Here is an 18,451-nt window from a genome sequence, read left to right on the forward strand (position 1 = left end):
CGGCGATCCAGCGAGGCGTTGAGAGTGGCGAGCCGACCGTTTTTCAGGTTCCGGCTCGCCAGCTCGTTCCTTGTTCGCTCGATCAGTCGGGCCAGCGCATGATCGCCTGAGAGGACCGGTTGCGCCGGTTCTCAAGTGGAGAGGCAATGATTTCATTCGATTGCCGGGCCTTTTCCAGTTCCTCGACGAGCCGTTCTGCCACAACGGCTTCCTGTCCTGGATGCAGGTTGCACGGATCGAGATAGAAATAGCCGTGCTCGACCTCGTGGTCGCGAACGATGATCGGCGTGCGGCCGGACGCGAGTGCGTCGGCGAGATCCCAGGCCGTGATGTGGGCGCCCTTGGGCTCGATGGCGACCTTGAGGCGATCGAGCGGATTGTTGGTCGGGTCCGCCTCGCGGATCGGCGTCACGCCGGGGCGGCCGGACAGCGTCTGCTCCCAGAGTTCCAGATACCGTGTCTCGCGCTCGCGGACAGCCGCATGGTCGCGCTTCTCCCAGGCTTCGAGAGCCGCGATGGTGCCGAGCATGCCTTCCTTGCCGACCTTCATGCCACGGCCGATGCCCATGTTTTGCATGTAGGTGGCGCGCACGAGTTCGGTGCGGCCGGCCACGATGCCGCCGGTCGGGCCGCCGAGGAACTTGTGGGAGGAATAGAGAGCGATATCGGCGCCGGTGGCCAGGAACCCCTTCAGGTCGTATTCCGAGGCTGCGTCGACGATCACCGGCACGCCGCGCGCATGGCAGATCTCGACGAATTCCTTGAGCGGGATCAGGCCGTACTGCACGGTATGGTGCGATACGACGTAGACCGCAGCGGCGGTTCGCTCGTTGATCGCTCCATTGAGCTGGTAGCCATAGGCCGATGTAGCCTGGCCCACAGGTACGACCTTCGCACCGGCGAGGCGGATGCCCTGCTCGACAGGTGCGCCATAGCTGACCATGTGCCCGGTCATGAGCAGCACTTCGTTCTTCAGGCCATCGGTGTCGGGAAGTTGCTCGACGGCGGCGAGATCGCATCCGGTCATGGCGCCCGCAACCGCAAGCGTGATGGCGGCCGAGCAGGAGGCCGTGACAAAACCGGCTTCCGTGTCGCAGAGCCGCGCGATTACACGGCTGGCCTTCTTCTGCAGGTCGCCGATCTCGACGAATTGCGGAAGGATCGCCGAGACGGCGGCAATCGCTTCGGGCACGACGATGGACGCTCCGAGCGACGTCATGGTGCCGGATACGTTGATGACGGGGCGAAGGCCAAGTTCCGGCCGGATGTCTTTTTGTGTCATGGGGCTCTTTGTCTCTATGTTTTATGTTGCCGGAATGGCGTATATTCCATTATTGGGGAAGCGTATGCTGAGGTGCTGCCAGTCGTAGCGGTGGGCCGCAATTTCTGAAGATCCGGGGGAAGATCCAGTGGACACCAAGTTTTCCGAGGCCGTGAACGCCACTCCTGAGAAGCGCAGCCGTGGTGCGCGGGTCAGTGGGATCGACCGTGCCTTGCAGATCCTCGACTTCCTGCAGGCGGAAATGAAACCGGCGGGTGCCTATGCGGTGGCGAAGGCGGTGGGCGCTCCCTTGTCCACGGTCTATGTGATCATCGAGGACCTCGTGGAGAAACGGCTTCTGCAACGGCGGAACGATGGAACGGTCTGGCTTGGTCCGCGCCTTTACCATTACGGTCTGGCTTACGCCCAATCCCTCGATTTCCTGAACATCGCGACCCACGAAATGCAGGACCTGTGCCGCGAGGTGGAGGAAACCATCCAGATCTGCGGGCGCGATGGTGACCACATGGTTGTCATGGCCATGGCGGATGGTCCCGGTCACTTCAGGGTCACGTCCAAAGTCGGCTCGCGCGTGCCGCTGAATTGGACGGCCTCGGGGCGCCTTCTTCTCGGCCATCTTCCCGACAAGGAGCGGCTGGAGGTCTTCAGGCACGCCTCGAAGGTGTCGCCCACGGGACGAGCCAACACGAATCCCGATGCTCTGTCCGAAGCTTCCGCGGCCGCCCTGCGTGAGCGCCTGTCGATCCAGATCAACGAGTCGGATTTCTCCGTGGCCTGCATCGCTTCGCCGATCTGCCAACCTTCCGGAGAATGTGTTGCGACGATTTCCATCGTGCTTCCGGAGCATCGGATCGTGCAGGATCGCGACCGCTACACCAATGCTGTCCGAGAGGCTGCCGAGAGGATTGAAGCTGCATTGGGCTGGCGCTGATCCACGCATGAGGAAAGGTCTCATTCCTCGATAGCGACGATGGCTTCGATCTCGACCGTGATGTTGTTGGGGAGGGATCCGAAGCCGACGGCGGAGCGGGCGTGACGACCGGCCTCTCCGAAAACCGCCATCATGAGATCGGAGCATCCGTTGATTACCTTGGGATGCTCGCCGAAATCAGGTGCCGCGTTCACCATGCCGAGCAGCTTCACGACGCGCTTCACCCGGGACAGGTCGCCCAGTGCATCCTGCATGACGGCCAGAAGATTGATGCCAGTCAGCTTGGCGTGCTCATAAGCCTTGTCCGCATCGACATCCACGCCGACCTTGCCCGTATGGAGAGAGCCATCTGCTTCCTGCGGTCCCTGGCCTGACAGGAACAGAAGGTTGCCTTCCTGAACATGGGTCACGAAATTGGCAATCGGGTTCGGCGGCTTGGGAAGCGCAATGCCCAACTCCTTCAGGCGCTCATACGGATTCGACGTCGTCAGGTATTGAACTTCGTTCACAATTTCAGTCCTTGAGAAATCACTTCAGGGTCGCCGTGACGAATGCAGGCGACGTGATGGTCCGAGCCGATATCCTCCAGGGGGGGAACGATCTCGGCACAGGCCTCGACGGCGTAACGGCAACGTGTCCGGAACACGCAGCCGGATGGCGGATTGAGGGGACTCGGAATATCGCCTTTCAAAACGATCCGTTGGCGGCTTGCTTCCGGATCGGGCAGGGGCGCCGCTGAAAGAAGCGCCTGCGTATAGGGATGGCGCGGCATGGCGTAAATCTCGCGGCTGGGCCCGCGCTCCATGACACGCCCGAGATACATGACGACGACTTCGTCGCAGAGATACTCCACCACCGACAGGTCGTGGGCGATGAAGAGCATCGTCAGGCCGAAATCCTGCTGCAGATCCTGGATCAGGTTGAGGACCTGAGCCTGCACCGAGACATCGAGCGCCGAGACCGGCTCGTCCGCCACGATGAAATCGGGCTCCACCGCCAAGGCACGCGCGATGCCGATGCGCTGACGCTGACCGCCGGAGAATTCATGCGGGAAACGGCGCGCCGCATCCGGATTGAGGCCCACTCTCTGGAGAAGTTCGGCAATGCGGTCCCGCCGGGCGCTGCCCTTGACGGGGCGATGGATATCGAGCGCCTCGCCGATGATCTGATCGATCCGAAGGCGGGGATTGAGGCTCGAATAGGGATCTTGGAAAATGATCTGGAGCCGGCTGCGGTAGGCTCTCATCTCCCGTTCCGGCAACGTGCGCAGGTCGACACCGTCGAAAACGATCCGCCCTTCATTGGGCTCGACGAGGCGAAGGGTGCAGCGGCCCGCGGTGGTCTTGCCCGATCCGGATTCACCGACGAGGCCCACGATGGTTCCCCGCTTCACATCGAAGCTGACGCCTTCGACGGCCTTGACCGTGCCGTTGCGGGTCTGGAACCGCTTGGTCAGCCCCTGGACGCTCAGGAGAGGTTCTGTGCTCATAGGGCCTCATGCCTCCAGCACCGGCTGAGATGGGAGGGGCCTGCCGCCATCAGCGGCGGCGCCTCGTCGCAATGCGGGATGCGATAGGAGCAACGCGGAGCGAAGCTGCATCCCGGCGGAAGCGCCGTCACAGGAGGTACGTTGCCGGGAATGGGATTGAGACGCAGCCTCTCGCCTGTGGCGCTGCGATCCCGCGATGCGTTCGGGATGCAGGAGAGAAGGCCACGGGTATAGGGATGCTTCTGATGTGCGAAGAGGCTGGCGACCGGGCTCTTCTCGACCACGCGGCCCGTATACATGACCACCACGTCATGAGCGATCTCTGCCACCACGCCGAGATTATGCGTGATGAACAGGATGCTCATGCCGATCTCACGCTGCAGCCTGCGAAGCAGATCGAGGATCTGCGCCTGGATGGTCACGTCGAGGGCGGTCGTCGGCTCGTCCGCGATCAGGAGATTGGGATTGCAGGACAGAGCCAGGGCGATCATCACGCGCTGGCGCATGCCGCCCGACATCTGATGCGGATACTCATCCAACCGGCGGTCGGCTGCCGGGATCTCGACGAGTTCGAGCATCTGTTTCGCGCGCTGGCGCGCCTCGGCGGCCGAAACAGGCTCGTGCAGCCTGATCATCTCCACAATCTGATCGCCGACCGTATAGAGCGGGTTGAGGCTCGTCATCGGCTCCTGGAAGATCATGGCGATCTCCCGGCCGCGGATCGCCCGCATCTTGCGCTCGGGCAGGGTCGCGATGTCGACCACCTGTCCCTGGCTCGTGCGGTAGAGGATGTTGCCTCCCACGATCCGGCCCGGAGACGACAGAAGACGCATGATCGACAGGCTGGTGACGGATTTCCCCGAGCCCGATTCACCGACGACCGCGACCGTCTCCCCGCGCCTCACGTCGAAGCTTACGCCATCGACCGACTTGGCGACACGGCTGCCGAGTTCAAAGTGAGTGCGCAGGTCCGAGACCTTGAGCACGGTATCGTCGGGAAGTTCCGTCATCGGGCGCTGATCCACCCGCAATGCGGACAAGCGGAGCTCTCCAGGGCGGATTTCCGGGGTGGGGTGTAGCGGCTCGCCTTGATGGCCTCCTGGCCGAGGATAGTCCAGACGGGCTCGATCAGGCGCGAGAGATGCGCGTTGTAGCCCATGGAATCGACGATCCGGAGATCGCTGTCATTGACCTCGAACACCGTGAACTCGGCCCGTGTGCCGGGAGAAAGCAGGTTCTCGGTGGGAAGCCCGATCACCTGCATCGGGGCCCGCGTCGAGGCATCGATCACGGCCTCGAACGGCATGCCAACCGAGAGCAGCTTCGACATGGTGGTGCCCATGTCCCAGACGGGATTGTCGAGGGACCGCGCGTGCAGGTCTGTCGAAATCGAAAAGGGCAGGAGGCCGCGCTCGATGGCGAGTTCGGCCACTTTGAACGAGAAGGACGCGCCACCATGTCCCACATCGAGGCGGATGCCGTCCCTGGCGCAGCGTTGCGCCAGCTGGAACAGATCCTCGTCCTCCATGATGTTCGCCGCAGCCTTGCCGTTGAAGCAGTGGGTCACCACGTCGCCGGGGCCTAGAACCTCGAGAGCCTCGTCGAAGACCGGAGGCGGCTCGCCCACATGCACCATCAGCGGCAGCTTGAGGATCTTGGCCACCTTCTTGGCGATCTTCACCGGTGTGATGCCCCATGCGCCGACGATGACGCCGCTCGCCCGCACCTTGATGCCGATGATGATGTCACGATTGGCTTCGACGCAGGCGATGGTGCGGTCGATATCGATCGATCGCATGTCGATCAGCTCGCTGACGCGGTTGCAGGCGACCAGACCGATCGAGCCGATGTTGAGAAAGGCCTTGATGCGCTCCTTGGCCGGCTCGATGATGTATTCGCGAAAGCCGTGGAAATTGGCTTCACCGGCGGATCCGGCGTCCACGATGGTCGTCACGCCGCGCTCGATGCCGCAGACCTGCGGCTTGATGGAGATGTCGGTGCCGCCATGCCAGACATGGGCATGCAGATCGACCCAGCCGGGCGAGACAAAAGCCCCCTTGGCATCGATGCGGCGGGCGCCTTCCGGCGCCTGGAGGGAATGGCCGACGCCGGCAATCTTTCCGTCGCCGCCGATCAGAATGTCCGTCGCTTCCTGCGGCACGCCCTTGCCGAAGCCGACAGGCTTCACGGCCGAGATCAGCAGGGGAGACGCTTCTGCATGAAAAGTCATGAGATCAAAGATCCTTTCTCAGGCGCGGGTCGAGAAGATCCCGGAACCCGTCGCCAACCATTTGCAATGAAAGAACCGAGAGGATGATGGCGATGCCGGGAAACAGCGTCATCCAGTCGGCCTGTCCGATATATTGCCGCCCGGCCGCGATCATCGTTCCCCATGTCGGAACCTCCGGGCTGACGCCGAGGCCGAGGAACGACAGACCGGCTTCCGCCAGCATGGCATAGGCGAAAATGAAGGTGCCCTGCACGAGAATGGGAGACACGAGATTGCGCAGCACATGCCGTGTCATGATGCGCCAAGTCGGCACGCCGAGCGCACGCGCCGCCTCGACATAGGGCAGTTCACGGATCACCAGCGTGGAGGCCCGCACGATACGCGCAAGGCGCGGCGTGTAGACGATCCCGAGGGCCACGATGACGGTGATGAGGGAGGGGCCGAGGGCAGCGACGAGCGCGATGGCCAGGAGAATGTCCGGGAAGGCCATCATGGCGTCGATGATGCGGGCGATCGGCGTGTCGAGGCGTCGGAAGAAACCGGCCACGAGACCGAGCGTCACACCGAAAACGGCTGCGAAAGCGACGACCGAGGCGCCGACGAGCAGCGAAAGCCGGCCCGCATAGATCGTGCGGCTGAACACGTCGCGGCCGAACTCGTCGGTGCCGAACCAGTAGACTCCGCTCGGCGGCTTGAGCCGGTTCACGACGGAGAGGCGGCTTGGCGAGTAGGGCGCAATCAATGGCGCCAGGATCGCCAGTGCCGCGACGATCACGAGGATGAGAAGACCGATCATGACGGTCTTGCGCGTCACCAGCCGCGAGACGAAACTCGCTTCGCCGATGGCAGGGGAGCTGACCGCGGCCATCAGTAACGCACCCGTGGGTCGACGAGCAGGTAGAGCATGTCGATCAGGAAGTTGATGAGAACATAGAGCGCCGCCACGATGAGAAGTGCGCCCTGGATGACGGGATAATCGCGCCGCAGCACGGCTGAGACGACGAGATTGCCGACGCCGGGAAGGCCGAACACGGTTTCCGTCACGACGGCGCCGGAGACGAGAAGCGCAGCCGTCAGGCCGATCACGGTCAAAACCGGAATGAGCGCGTTCTTGAAGGCATGCTTCATGACGACCCGGAATTCACCCATGCCCTTGGAACGCGCGGTGCGCACGTAATCGTCGTTCAGGACGTCGAGCATGCTGGCCCGCGTGAAGCGCAGGATCAGGGCCGACGACACGATGCCGAGCGACAGGGCGGGAAGCACGAGATGGGACAGCCGCGTGCCGAGCCCGGCGCCGGGGCCGCCGTATCCGGAGACCGGAAAGATTCCGAGGCGTACGGCAAAGAACTGGATCAGCAGCAATCCGAGCCAGAAGCTCGGCACGGAGGCCGCGAGCATCGCCAGGGTCGTCGATGCCTGATCGAAGAGGGAGCCGCGCCAGTAGGCTGACAGGATTCCGACCGGAATGGCGATCAGGCCTGCGATGAGAATGGAGAATATGGTGAGGAAGAACGTCGGTTCGGCACGCTCCGCCAGGGCCGAGAGAACCGGGCGGTTGAGAAAGATGGATTCTCCGAGATCGCCCTGCAGCAGCTGCCCGAAGAAAATGCCGTATTGAACGATGAGCGGCTGATCGAGGCCAAGGCGCGTGCGTAAGCTGGCCACGTCCTGGGCCGTGGCGTCGGGCCCGAGCATCACGGCGGCGGGGTCGCCGGGGGCGATGCGCACGATGATGAACACGATCGTGACGACCACGAACATCACGGCCAGCATGCCGAGCAATCGTTGGAAGATGTAGCGGCTCATGCGTCGATCTGCGTAAAGGAATGTTTGGGGAGCGCGGAGAGGAGCGCTCCCCAGCTTGCTTAAGCGCTTACTTCTTGACCGTTACGTTCCAGAAGTAGGGCCAGGGCGCAGGCACGACGCCTTCCAGCTTCGGAGACTGTGCCGAGAGGGCATTGAAGTCGCCGATTTTGATGCTGGGGGTTTCGTCGTAGATGACCTTCTGCACTTCAGCCCAGAGAGCAGGGCGCTTCGCCGGATCGCTCTCGGTGTTGAAGGCATCCACCGCCTTCTTGCGTTCGGGGGTCGACCACCAGCCGGGAGAGCTTTCGGACAATTGTCCGATGAGCGCCGGTTCCGGCAGGAACGGGCTGTGGGTGATGTAGATGTCCCACAGAGCCGGATCGCCGCGCCGCTGGGTCAGCGTCGCCCAGTCGACCACCTGCAGATCGACCGCGAAGCCCGCCTGCTTGAGATACTCCGCCGCCACCTGCGCCATCTTGTAGTGGAACTCATATTGGCGGCTGGTGAGGATGCGCAGCGGCGCGCCGCTGTAATTGGCCTTCTTCAGGAGCGCCTTGGCCTTGTCGGGATCAGCGACGTTATACTTGCCGTCGACGCCTGCTTCCGTGGTCCACACATAGCCCTTGGGATACATGGCCCCGTCGAGCGAGTAGAATTCAGGATTGCCGAAGGCCGCGGCCAGCATGTCTTCCATGCTGAGCGCAAGGCGCACGGCCATGCGGGAATCGGTGTTGGCCATCACGCCCTGCTTCGTGTTCATCACGAAGACGGGCCAGCCGAACGGCTTGAGAATGACAGGCTTTGACGTCTGCAGATTCTTGATGCGGTCGTAGGATTCCACCGGGATGGAATCCACGTAATCGAACTGCCCGGAGATCGCGCCTTCGACACGCGTATTGGGATCCGGGACCGGAACGAAGCGGATCTCGTCGAGGATCGGCTTGCGGGCGCCGCCATAGCCGTTCCCAGCACCATCGAGCGGCTTATAGGAGTCGTTGCGAACAAGCTGGATGTACTGATCCGGCTTGCGTTCCTTCAGCTTGTAAGGGCCTGTGCCGACAGGCTCCTTCATCGGAACGTCCATCTTCTCCGACGGCATGATCACCGCCGCGGAGTTGTTGAAGGCTAGAAGCGCCAGGAGAGGAGCGTAAGGCGTCTTCAAAGTGAGGCGCACGGTCGACGGATCGACGGCTTCCAGCTTGTCGACATTGCCGGCGACCTGCTTGCCGCGCGAGGCCTGCTCCATCCAGCGCTTGAGAGAGGCAACGACGTCTTCGGAGGTCATGTCCGAACCGTCGTGGAACTTGATGCCCTGGCGCAGTTTGATCGTGTAGACCTTGCCGCCGTCAGAGACTTCTGGAAGCGATGCCGCCAGGAGAGGCGTGACCTTCCAGTCCTTGTCGAAGGTGAACAGTGTCTCGAAGAAATGCTGAGTGACGATTCCCACCAAGTCTGCCGTCGAGACCATAGGGTCGAGCGTCGGCGGCTCGCCGATCGTTGCCACATTGATGACCCCGCCACCGGACTGGGCGAGAACCGGGCCTGATGCAAGGATTGCCAAGCCGGATAGTAATGCTTCTCTGATCCTCATGTTCACCCTCTTGCTCTATAATTATGTATTATTTGCTTTAGTTATGTCATAGTGAGTGAATGTGGACTCAAGGTCAATAGGATTGAAGGCTCGCAATTTGCGCTGGGCGCGCATGGCCGTTCAGCATGGATTGGTCATTCCAGCCGAGCTGTGTCGCGGCGCGTCGTGATCAGGACGTGCACGTTAGGGCGACGCTCCTGAAGGGCAGGGATTTCTCTAGGTAACTCTCAGCGAAGACAGCAACCGTTCGATCTACCGAGTTGGCACTTCCATCGCATGGAGCGGACGAGCAAGTTCCGGGGCCTAAGGTGCACCTGGATCGTCAGGCGTAAACCGTCGCTGAGCCGATGCGCACGGTGCCAGATGCCTTGGAGGTAACCTCATTGATGAAGAGGTCGACGAAATATTCCGCCGGTCTCGATAGTGGCAGGTTGGGCAGAGAGATGATCCCGTATTCAGATGTCCGGGCAGGGCGGAAAGGACGCATCTGGATGTCAGGAGAGCGGAAGAAGCTTGCAATCAGCGCGGGGACGACAGCCACCCCGAGGCCGGCAGCCGCACAGGCGCAGGCCGCCTCGACGGAATGAACCTCGATTCTGCAGTGATGGGGGGCTCTGGCTTCGCGAAGCTCGTACTCGAGTTCATGCCGCGCGCTTCTCTGCCGGCCGAGCAATATTAGATCGTTTCTGGCCAGGTCCTTCAGCTGGATCTGCTCCTTCGATGCGAGCGGATGGCCCGGCGCCATCACACATGTGGTCTCGCCCTGCAGAATTGGGCGCACGTTGAAGCCGTGGTCTTCGGTCGGCAGGCGCACAAAGCCCAGGTCTGCGCTTCGGGCCCGGATCATCTGCTCGATGGCACTGTAAGGACCGGACAGCGTCTCGACCACGGCCTTGGGGTAGAGCTTGAAGTATTGCGAGAGAACCTGGGGCAGGAGACTGGTGGTGATACTGTGCGGAAAGGCGACACGCAGAAGCGTATCTCCCGCCGATCCTGCCTTGATGTCGGCGGCCTTCCGCTTCACCCGTGCAAGGACCTCCGTAAGCTCTTCCACTTCCGGCACGAGAGCTTTGGCCTCCGGTCTGGGAATAAGGCGTCCCTTGTCCCGGATGAAGAGTTCGAATCCGATTTCGGCCTCGAGGGTCGTCAGATGCCGGCTGATGGCGGATTGCGAGATCCTCAGAGTTGTCGATGCGCCGACCGTCGAGCCGGTCGCGATGATCGCCTTCAAGACTTCAAGTTGCTTCAGATTCATGGCCTAGATACGCTTCGGACGCTACACGCGCTTTCCGGAAATTTCATTGCCCTATCGCATTTCCTCATACTATTGCGCGCTTTCCCCAGGAGTGCCTAACTGCCGCCCACTATCCGAATGAAAGCGTCTTCATGCAACGTTATCTGCGGAAACCTTCGAAACCCTGTATGGGCCGATCGTTTGAGCCGCGCCTGAGGGGACCTCTTCGATGAGCGTCTTCATCGTCCGGCGCCTTTCGCAGAGCCTGCTGGTTCTTTTCATCACGTCGATCATCGTTTTCGCGGGAATCTACGCAATCGGCAATCCGGTCGATATCCTGATCGCCGGAGACGCGACCCCCGCCGAACGGGAGCAGGCGATCCGGGCCCTTGGGTTGGATCGGTCGCTCGTCGAACAATATGGCACTTTCATCTGGAATGCCCTCCAGGGCGATCTGGGTCGCTCCTTCGTCTTCAATCAGCCTTCCATCGATCTCATCCTCAGCCGCATGCCGGCGACGCTTGAGCTGGCCTTCGTGGCTCTTGCTCTCTCGCTCGTTCTGGGAATCCCGCTGGGCCTCTGGGCTGGCCTCCGGTCCGGCACAGTTCTCGACGAGACCGTCATGACAGGGTCGATCCTCGGCTTCAGCCTGCCGAATTTCTGGCAGGGGATGATGCTGATCATGATCTTCTCCGTCTGGCTCGGGTGGCTGCCCTCGACCGGGCGCGGAGAGGTCGGATACTTCTTGGGAATCCCGACCAGTCTCGTGACCTGGTCCGGCCTGTCTCATCTCATTCTGCCGGCGCTCAATCTTGCCCTGTTCAACATCTCTCTCGTCATCCGTCTCACCCGAAGCGGCGTGCGAGAGACGATGCCTCTCGATTTCGTGAAGTTCGCCAGGGCCAAGGGAGTCTCCGAGCGCCGGATCGTATCAGTGCATGTTCTCAAGAACATCCTGATCCCCATCGTTACCGTCGTCGGCGTCGAGTTCGGAAGCCTCATCGCATTCGCGATCGTGACCGAGACGATCTTCGCTTGGCCGGGAATGGGCAAGCTTTTGATCGACTCGATCATGCGCCTCGACCGACCGGTCGTCGTCGCCTACCTGCTCGTGGTCGTGACCTTGTTTATCGTCATCAACTTCGTGGTCGACATCCTCTATTCCCTGCTCGATCCGCGCATCCGGCTGGGGAGCGCGTCATGACTGCCATTGCCCTTCGAAAGCTGAGCACGGACACGCTTCTCGGCCGTGCCCTCAACGGCCTCCTCAAGAGCCCGAAGGCGACCATTGCGGCGATCGTCTTTCTGCTGCTGCTTCTCGCGGCGGTTTTCGGGCCGTGGCTTGCGCCGCAGGATCCTTACGACCTGATGCAGATCAGCATCATGGATGCACGGCTTCCTCCTGGGTCGGAAAGCATGTCGGGCGGCATCTACTGGCTCGGCACGGACGGGCAGGGGCGAGACATGCTGTCGGCCATGATCTATGGCCTGCGTACGAGCCTCGCGGTCGGTGTCGTCAGCGGTGTCGTGGCCCTTGGGGTCGGGACTGCGCTTGGCCTGATAGCAGCCTATTTCGGTGGCCGTGTCGATGCGCTGATCATGCGGCTTGTCGACCTGATGCTCGGCTTCCCGACCATCCTTGTGGCACTGATGCTGCTTGCAACGATCGGGCAGGGCGTGGGCAAGGTCATGTTCGCCCTCGTGCTGGTGCAATGGGCGCTATTCGCCCGTGCGGTTCGCAGCGCGGCTCTGGTCGAAAAGGGCAAGGAATATGTCGAGGCGGCGGCCTGCCTGGATCTGAGCAAGACACGCATCCTCTTCGGTCACCTGCTCCCGAACTGCCTGCCACCGCTCATCGTGATCGGAACACTGCAGGTGGCGAATGCGATTTCGGCGGAAGCGACCTTGAGCTTCCTTGGAATCGGACTGCCGATCACCGAGCCGTCCCTCGGCCTCCTCATTGCCAACGGCTACGAGGTTCTGATGTCGGGACAGTACTGGATCAGCGTCTATCCCGGTCTTCTGCTGGTCCTCCTCGTCTTCAGCATCAATATCGTCGGCGATCGCCTGCGCGAGGTGCTGAACCCGCGGCTCGCGCAGTGAGGGAGAGCGTCATGAGCCATCCAACTCTCATGGTCGAGAATCTCCAGACCCATTTCTTCACCGAGAAGGGCATCGTCAAATCCGTCGACGGAGTGAGCTTCGAGGTCCGCCGCGGAGAGGTGCTCGGGCTTGTCGGGGAGTCCGGATCAGGCAAGTCGATCACCGGCTTCTCCATTCTCGGACTGGTCGACCCTCCGGGGCGGGTCGTCGGCGGGCGGATCCTCTTCCAGGGACAAGATCTCGTGGGGCTGCCCGCCCATGAGATGAGGAAGATACGCGGCCGGCGGATCGCGATGATCTTTCAAGATCCCATGATGACGCTCAACCCGGTGCTCAGCGTCGGCACGCAAATGGTCGAAGCCGTTCTCGCACATGAGAAGGTAAGCGTCAGCGACGCGCGAGCAAGAGCCCGCGATACCCTCGGCATGGTCGGAATCCCGTCGCCGGACGAACGGCTCGCCGCCTATCCCCACCAATTCTCCGGGGGCATGCGTCAGCGGGTGGCCATCGCCATCGCCCTTCTGCATCGTCCCGATCTCATCATCGCCGATGAGCCGACGACCGCCCTCGACGTCACCATCCAGTCGCAGATCCTCGCTCAGATCCAGAAATTGTCGAAGGATCTCGGCATGGCGCTCGTGTGGATCAGTCACGATCTGGGAGTGGTCGCGGGCCTCGCTCACCGGATCGCCGTGATGTATGCCGGCCGCATCGTCGAAATGGGGCCGACTGATGACGTCCTCGACCGTCCCGTCCATCCCTACACGATCGGACTTCTGCAGTCGGTCGCGGCCAATGTACCCCGCGGCGCTCCTCTTCAGGCCATACCCGGCATGGCGCCGTCTCCGCTGAGCCGACCCTCCGGGTGCGCCTTCCGTACGCGCTGCGCCTTCGCCACATCGATCTGCGAGACGGAGCCGCGCCTCGAAAACGCCGGAAACGTTGCCTGGCGCTGCTTTCATCCCCAGGCGAGGAGAGCCGCATGAAGCCTCTGATCGAAGCTGTTCAGGTCTCGAAGCGCTTCGTTCGGGACCTGGACTACGCCGAGCGGCTCGTGCGCCTTTTGGGTGCGGATCTCAAGCCCCAGGTCGTGCATGCCGTCGACACGGTCGATCTGAAGATCATGCCCGGCGAGGTCGTCGGACTTGTGGGAGAATCCGGCTGCGGGAAGTCGACCCTGGGCCGGATGCTCGCAGGCATCATGCCCCAGAGCGAGGGGGAGATCCTCTGGAACGGCCAGGATCGCCGCAAGCTCGGTCAGCGGGATGCCCGGGCAGCGAAGCTCTCCGCCCAGATGATCTTCCAGGACCCGATGTCGTCGCTCAATCCGCGCAAACGGGTGATCGACATCATCGGCGAGGCTCCTGTCGCCCACGGCATCGTATCCCGGCGCGAGAAGGATTCCTATGTGGCCGGCCTCATGGAGCGTGTCGGGCTCGACCCCGCCTATCGCGAGCGGTATCCCCACCAGTTCTCTGGCGGTCAGCGGCAGAGGATCGGCATCGCCCGGGCTCTCGCGGTCAAGCCGCAATTCATCGTTTGCGACGAGTCCGTCGCAGCGCTCGACGTCTCGATCCAGGCGCAGATCATCAATCTGTTCATGGATCTGAAGCGCGATCTCGGTCTCACCTACCTTTTCATCAGCCACGACATTGGCGTCGTGAAGCACATCAGCGACCGCGTCGCCATCATGTATCTGGGCCGCATCGTCGAGAGCGCTCCGGCCGAGGAGTTCTTCGCCCGGCCCAATCACCCCTATACCGTCGCTCTTCTCGACGAGGTGCCGAGCATCGCCAACCGGCGGCGCATCTTCTCACCCATCAAGGGAGAGATCCCGTCACCGCTCTCGCCCCCCAGCGGCTGCCACTTTCATCCCCGCTGCCCACACGCGTTCGAACGGTGCCGCAGGGAAGCGCCGAAGCTGCGGGAGATCGCGCCGGGCCATATCAGCGCCTGCCATCTCAACGATTCCCAATCCACCAACAGACGGCCGGAAATCGCCGCCGCATCCTGATCCAGAAGGGAGAACCACATGAAACTGCTTCAACATCTGAAATTCCTGGGCGCCACGGTCTCGCTGGCCGGGCTTCTCGCCTTGTCGCCGGCCTATGCGGCCGATCTCATCATCGGCAGCTCGACCGAGCCCTCGGCCCTTGATCCTCACTTCTCCCGGACCGGCAACAACCAGAACATCGCCGCTCAGATCTTCGACCGGCTTATCTCGCCCGATCCGAACCTGCAGGTGACGCCCGCTCTCGCGGAATCCTGGCAGAATGTCGATCCGACCACATGGCGGATCAAGCTGCGGTCCGGCGTCACATTTCAAGACGGCTCTCCGCTCACGGCCGAGGATGTGATCTTCTCGCTCAATCGGGTGAAGGACATTCCCAACAGCCCCGCACCCTTCACGGGCAATATCGGCTCCATCGCCAGCATGACGATCGTCGATCCACAGACGATCGAGTTCAAGACGAAGAACCCCACACCCGACTTCATCGAGCAGGTGGGCCTCGTCTATATCGTTCAGAAGAAGCTTGCCGAGGGCAAGACGATCGAGGCGTTCAACGATCGTTCCGCAGCCATCGGCACGGGCCCCTACAAGGTCAAGGAATGGGTGCCCGGCGACCACATCACGCTGGTGCGAAACGATGCCTATTGGGGCAAGAAGCCTGCCTTCGAGAACGTCACCATCAAGTTCATCGCCAATGATGCCGCGCGCGTGGCGGCGTTGCGGTCGGGCTCCGTAGACCTCATTGATGCCGTTCCTCCGGGAGACGTGAAGACCCTGTCGGGTGTCGGCGGCGTGAAGCTCTGGTCGATACCCTCGGCCCGCGTCGTGTACCTCGCCCTCGATGCGAGCCGCGATGAAAGCCCATTCGTCGTGGCCGCCGACGGCAAGCCCTTGAATCCGAATCCGCTCAAGGATGTGCGCGTCCGCCAGGCGCTGTCCAAGCTCATCAACCGCCTGCTCATCGTCGACCGCATCCTCGATGATGCCGGCGAGGCGGCAGGGCAAATCGTGCCCGACGGGATCGGCGGTGCCGATCCGTCGCTGAAGGCGCCCGCTGCAGATCCGGAAGGGGCGAAGAAGCTCCTTGCCGATGCTGGATACCCGCAGGGGTTCGGCCTGACTCTCCACACCTCCAACGACCGCTTCCCAGGAGATGCCGAATCCGCCCAGGCGATCGGACAGATGTTCGCCCGGGGCGGCATCAAGGTGAACGGCGTGGTGGCTCAGCCCTACAACGTCTATGCTTCGGCCGCGGGCAAGCAGCAGTTCAGCGCTTTCATCTTCTCGCTCGGAACGACGACGCCGACATCCGCGACCAGCCTTCGTAACCTTCTGATGACTCCCAACAAGGACGCCGGAACAGGATCCTTCAACCGCACGCGCTATTCCAACGCGCAGTTCGACGAGAAGATGAAGGTGGCGACGTCGGAGTTCGATCCGCAGAAGCGCATTGCCCTTCTGCAGGAAGCAACACGGGTCGCGATGAATGATGTCGGCGTTATTCCGTTGTTCTGGCCGAAGGTGTACTGGGCCTCGAAGGCGAATGTTACCTATACGGCCAATCGCGGCGAAGACCTGATGGCGACCCTTGCGGGAACTGCTCAATGACCTCTCAAGCTGCTCTGCCGTCCGTTGCCTCCACTGCACCTGCTGTGGAGGTCCTCGCCGATGATATCATCGTGCATCGGGACGTCATGATCCGCATGCGCGACGGCGTCCGTCTCGCAACGGACGTGTATCGTCCGGCAGTCGACGGACGGCCTGTCGAGACACCTCTGCCTGTCATCATGGAGCGGACACCCTACGGCAAGACGGAGCGCTCGCGCTCCGAGATCGAGCCCGGGATGAAGCAACCCATGACGCGAGCCGAAGTCGCGATGCATTTCGTGAGGGCCGGTTTCGTGGTGATCTATCAGGATTGCCGGGGCCGCTATAATTCGGAAGGGACGTTCACGAAGTATCTGTCCGAGGGGCCCGACGGTTACGACACCTGCGCCTGGATTGTCGAGCAGCCTTGGTGCGACGGCAAGATCGGCACCATGGGACTTTCCTATGCGGCGCACACGCAGGCTGCGCTGGCCTGTCTCAATCCGCCGGGCCTTGCCTGCATGGTTCTCGATTCCGGAGGCTTCTCCAGCGCCTATCGCACAGGCATCCGGCAGGGTGGCGCGTTCGAGCTCAAGCAACTCACCTGGGCCTACAATCACGCCAAGGAGAGCCCGGAGGCGCAAAACGATCCCCTCATCGTCGAGGCCCTCGAAGCGGAAGACCTCAAGGCCTGGTTCAGCGCCTTGCCATGGTCGGAGGGGCGTTCGCCGGTACGCTGGGTGCCCGAGTATGAAAGCTATGTTCTCGAACAATGGCGCCAAGGCTCTTTCGGCGATTTCTGGAAGAAGGTCGGCATCTATGCGGAGGGGTCTTACGACACGTTTCCGCAGGTGCCGGTGGCTCTTCTGTCGAGCTGGTACGATGCCTACGTCCGCACGACCTTCGACAATTACGAGGGCCTATCGCGGAACGGCGAACGCCCGATCTCGCTAATCATGGGGCCGTGGCTGCACGGCAACCGGAACACGACCTTCTCCGGCGACGTCTATTTCGGTGAGAGCGCGCCGATTGCCGGCAATGTCACGCCATCCTGGCTGGAGTTCCGTCGGCGGTGGTTCGAGCGTTGGCTCAAAGGCATTGAGAACAGCGTCGATCGCGACCCGCCCGTTCGCCTCTTCCTGATGGGAGGAGGAACGGGAGGCAAGACCGAAGCGGGCAAGCTCGATCATGGCGGTTGCTGGATCGAGGCAGCGCGCTGGCCCTTGCCCGAAACCGAATTCCGGTCCTTCTATATCCACAATAGCGGGCAGTTGCGCGAGACGCCGGCGGATGCGGGCGTCACTCCCCTGAGCTACGACTTCGATCCGGCGGATCCTGTGCCGACCATCGGCGGTGCGTTGACGAGCGGCCAGCCGGTCTTCGAAGGCGGGGCGTTCGACCAGCGCGAGGCTGCGCAGTTCTTCGGCTGCCACCATCCGGGGCTGCCGCTCTCGGCCCGTCGGGATGTCCTTTCGTTCGAGACGCTGCCGTTGGAGCAGGACCTCGCCGTCATCGGTCCCATCTCCGTCGAGCTCTGGGTCTCGTCGGATGCGCTCGATACGGATTTCACCGCAAAGCTGATCGATGTCTATCCGCTCTCGAAGGACTATCCGACTGGCTATGCCATGAATCTGACCGATGGCATCCTGCGATGCCGCTACCGTAAGTCATGGGAGCATCCGGAACTCGTGACGCCGCGGGAGATCTTCCAGATTACGATTGAGCCTTTCGCGACGGCGAATCTCTTCAAGAAGGGACATCGGATCCGGCTCGACATCTCGTCGTCCAACTTTCCGAAGTTCGACGTGAACCCGAACACGGGTGAGCCCGAGGGCAGGGGGCGGACACGCAAGATCGCGCGCAATTCTGTCTACTGCGATGCAACATATGCCTCGCGGATTGTCCTGCCCTGCGTCCCGGGGGAGCACATCATGAGCCTTGGGCGCTCTTCGTCACGAGGGGGCTAGAGGCCAGCGCATCGCGCGGCCCTTCTGTGTGCGCCCAGGGACGCTCTCATCAAGAAAAGGGCACCGGACCCGGAAGTGGGGGCCACTTTGGGACCGATGCGCTAAGGTCTGTGGGGATTGAACGAAGCCGCTGACGCGGCATTTGGTGCCCGGGGATGCGGATGATGCTTCTGTTTTGAAGGATTGCGGCTGTTGAAGCGCAATTCCAGAACAGGAG

The 18,451-nt window shown here is 62.1% G+C and carries 16 protein-coding genes; 7 read left to right on the forward strand and 9 right to left on the reverse strand.

Annotated elements, in window-relative coordinates; genetic code table 11:
* Positions 1-82: 82 nt before the first annotated feature.
* The gene (locus ACS5Q1_RS31225) at positions 83-1,282 is read right to left on the reverse strand and encodes an aminotransferase class V-fold PLP-dependent enzyme (RefSeq protein WP_473101851.1); all 1,200 of its coding nucleotides are present in this window, start codon (positions 1,280-1,282) and stop codon (positions 83-85) included.
* Positions 1,283-1,409: 127 nt separating this feature from the next.
* Here ACS5Q1_RS31225 and ACS5Q1_RS31230 point away from each other — a divergent pair, with 127 nt between their 5' ends.
* The gene (locus tag ACS5Q1_RS31230) at positions 1,410-2,213 is read left to right on the forward strand and encodes an IclR family transcriptional regulator (protein ID WP_473101852.1); all 804 of its coding nucleotides are present in this window, start codon (positions 1,410-1,412) and stop codon (positions 2,211-2,213) included.
* A gap of 20 nt (positions 2,214-2,233) precedes the next feature.
* Here ACS5Q1_RS31230 and ACS5Q1_RS31235 read toward each other — a convergent pair whose 3' ends face one another.
* From ACS5Q1_RS31235 to ACS5Q1_RS31270, 8 genes are all read right to left on the reverse strand, one after another.
* A complete protein-coding gene (locus ACS5Q1_RS31235) occupies positions 2,234-2,722 on the reverse strand; it encodes a RidA family protein (RefSeq protein WP_473101853.1) in 489 nt (162 codons plus the stop codon).
* Positions 2,719-3,702, reverse strand: coding sequence for an ABC transporter ATP-binding protein (locus ACS5Q1_RS31240; RefSeq protein ID WP_473101854.1), 984 nt, complete (start codon positions 3,700-3,702; stop codon positions 2,719-2,721). Before ACS5Q1_RS31240 ends, ACS5Q1_RS31235 begins: the two co-directional genes overlap by 4 nt.
* The gene (locus tag ACS5Q1_RS31245) at positions 3,699-4,712 is read right to left on the reverse strand and encodes an ABC transporter ATP-binding protein (protein ID WP_473101855.1); all 1,014 of its coding nucleotides are present in this window, start codon (positions 4,710-4,712) and stop codon (positions 3,699-3,701) included. The genes ACS5Q1_RS31240 and ACS5Q1_RS31245 overlap by 4 nt, the downstream gene beginning before the upstream one ends.
* Complete coding sequence (locus tag ACS5Q1_RS31250; protein ID WP_473101856.1) at positions 4,709-5,932, reverse strand: amidohydrolase/deacetylase family metallohydrolase; 1,224 nt, start codon at positions 5,930-5,932, stop codon at positions 4,709-4,711. The genes ACS5Q1_RS31245 and ACS5Q1_RS31250 overlap by 4 nt, the downstream gene beginning before the upstream one ends.
* A gap of 4 nt (positions 5,933-5,936) precedes the next feature.
* A complete protein-coding gene (locus ACS5Q1_RS31255) occupies positions 5,937-6,800 on the reverse strand; it encodes an ABC transporter permease (protein ID WP_473101857.1) in 864 nt (287 codons plus the stop codon).
* The gene (locus ACS5Q1_RS31260; protein WP_473101858.1) at positions 6,800-7,741 is read right to left on the reverse strand and encodes an ABC transporter permease; all 942 of its coding nucleotides are present in this window, start codon (positions 7,739-7,741) and stop codon (positions 6,800-6,802) included. Before ACS5Q1_RS31260 ends, ACS5Q1_RS31255 begins: the two co-directional genes overlap by 1 nt.
* 67 nt (positions 7,742-7,808) lie before the next feature.
* Complete coding sequence (locus ACS5Q1_RS31265) at positions 7,809-9,332, reverse strand: ABC transporter substrate-binding protein (protein WP_473101859.1); 1,524 nt, start codon at positions 9,330-9,332, stop codon at positions 7,809-7,811.
* A gap of 322 nt (positions 9,333-9,654) precedes the next feature.
* On the reverse strand, positions 9,655-10,587 hold the full coding sequence (locus ACS5Q1_RS31270) for a LysR family transcriptional regulator (RefSeq protein ID WP_473101860.1): 933 nt from the start codon (positions 10,585-10,587) through the stop codon (positions 9,655-9,657).
* Between the two features lie 208 nt (positions 10,588-10,795).
* Here ACS5Q1_RS31270 and ACS5Q1_RS31275 point away from each other — a divergent pair, with 208 nt between their 5' ends.
* Genes ACS5Q1_RS31275 through ACS5Q1_RS31300 form a run of 6 tightly spaced genes read left to right on the forward strand, consistent with a single transcriptional unit; the run spans position 10,796 to position 18,234 of the window.
* Entirely contained in the window at positions 10,796-11,770 is a 975-nt protein-coding gene (locus tag ACS5Q1_RS31275; protein WP_473101861.1) for an ABC transporter permease, read from the forward strand.
* Positions 11,767-12,669 carry an ABC transporter permease gene (locus ACS5Q1_RS31280; protein WP_473101862.1) on the forward strand — a complete coding sequence of 301 codons (903 nt, stop codon included), beginning with the start codon at positions 11,767-11,769 and terminating at the stop codon, positions 12,667-12,669. The genes ACS5Q1_RS31275 and ACS5Q1_RS31280 overlap by 4 nt, the downstream gene beginning before the upstream one ends.
* Before the next feature lie 11 nt (positions 12,670-12,680).
* Complete coding sequence (locus tag ACS5Q1_RS31285) at positions 12,681-13,655, forward strand: ABC transporter ATP-binding protein (RefSeq protein WP_473101863.1); 975 nt, start codon at positions 12,681-12,683, stop codon at positions 13,653-13,655.
* Positions 13,652-14,683, forward strand: a complete 1,032-nt coding sequence (locus ACS5Q1_RS31290) for an ABC transporter ATP-binding protein (RefSeq protein ID WP_473101864.1) — start codon at positions 13,652-13,654, stop codon at positions 14,681-14,683. Before ACS5Q1_RS31285 ends, ACS5Q1_RS31290 begins: the two co-directional genes overlap by 4 nt.
* An 18-nt stretch (positions 14,684-14,701) precedes the next feature.
* The gene (locus ACS5Q1_RS31295; protein ID WP_473101865.1) at positions 14,702-16,288 is read left to right on the forward strand and encodes an ABC transporter substrate-binding protein; all 1,587 of its coding nucleotides are present in this window, start codon (positions 14,702-14,704) and stop codon (positions 16,286-16,288) included.
* A complete protein-coding gene (locus ACS5Q1_RS31300; protein ID WP_473101866.1) occupies positions 16,285-18,234 on the forward strand; it encodes a CocE/NonD family hydrolase in 1,950 nt (649 codons plus the stop codon). The genes ACS5Q1_RS31295 and ACS5Q1_RS31300 overlap by 4 nt, the downstream gene beginning before the upstream one ends.
* The last annotated feature ends 217 nt before the right edge of the window (positions 18,235-18,451 follow it).

Source organism: Microvirga sp. GN3 (assembly GCF_055792825.1).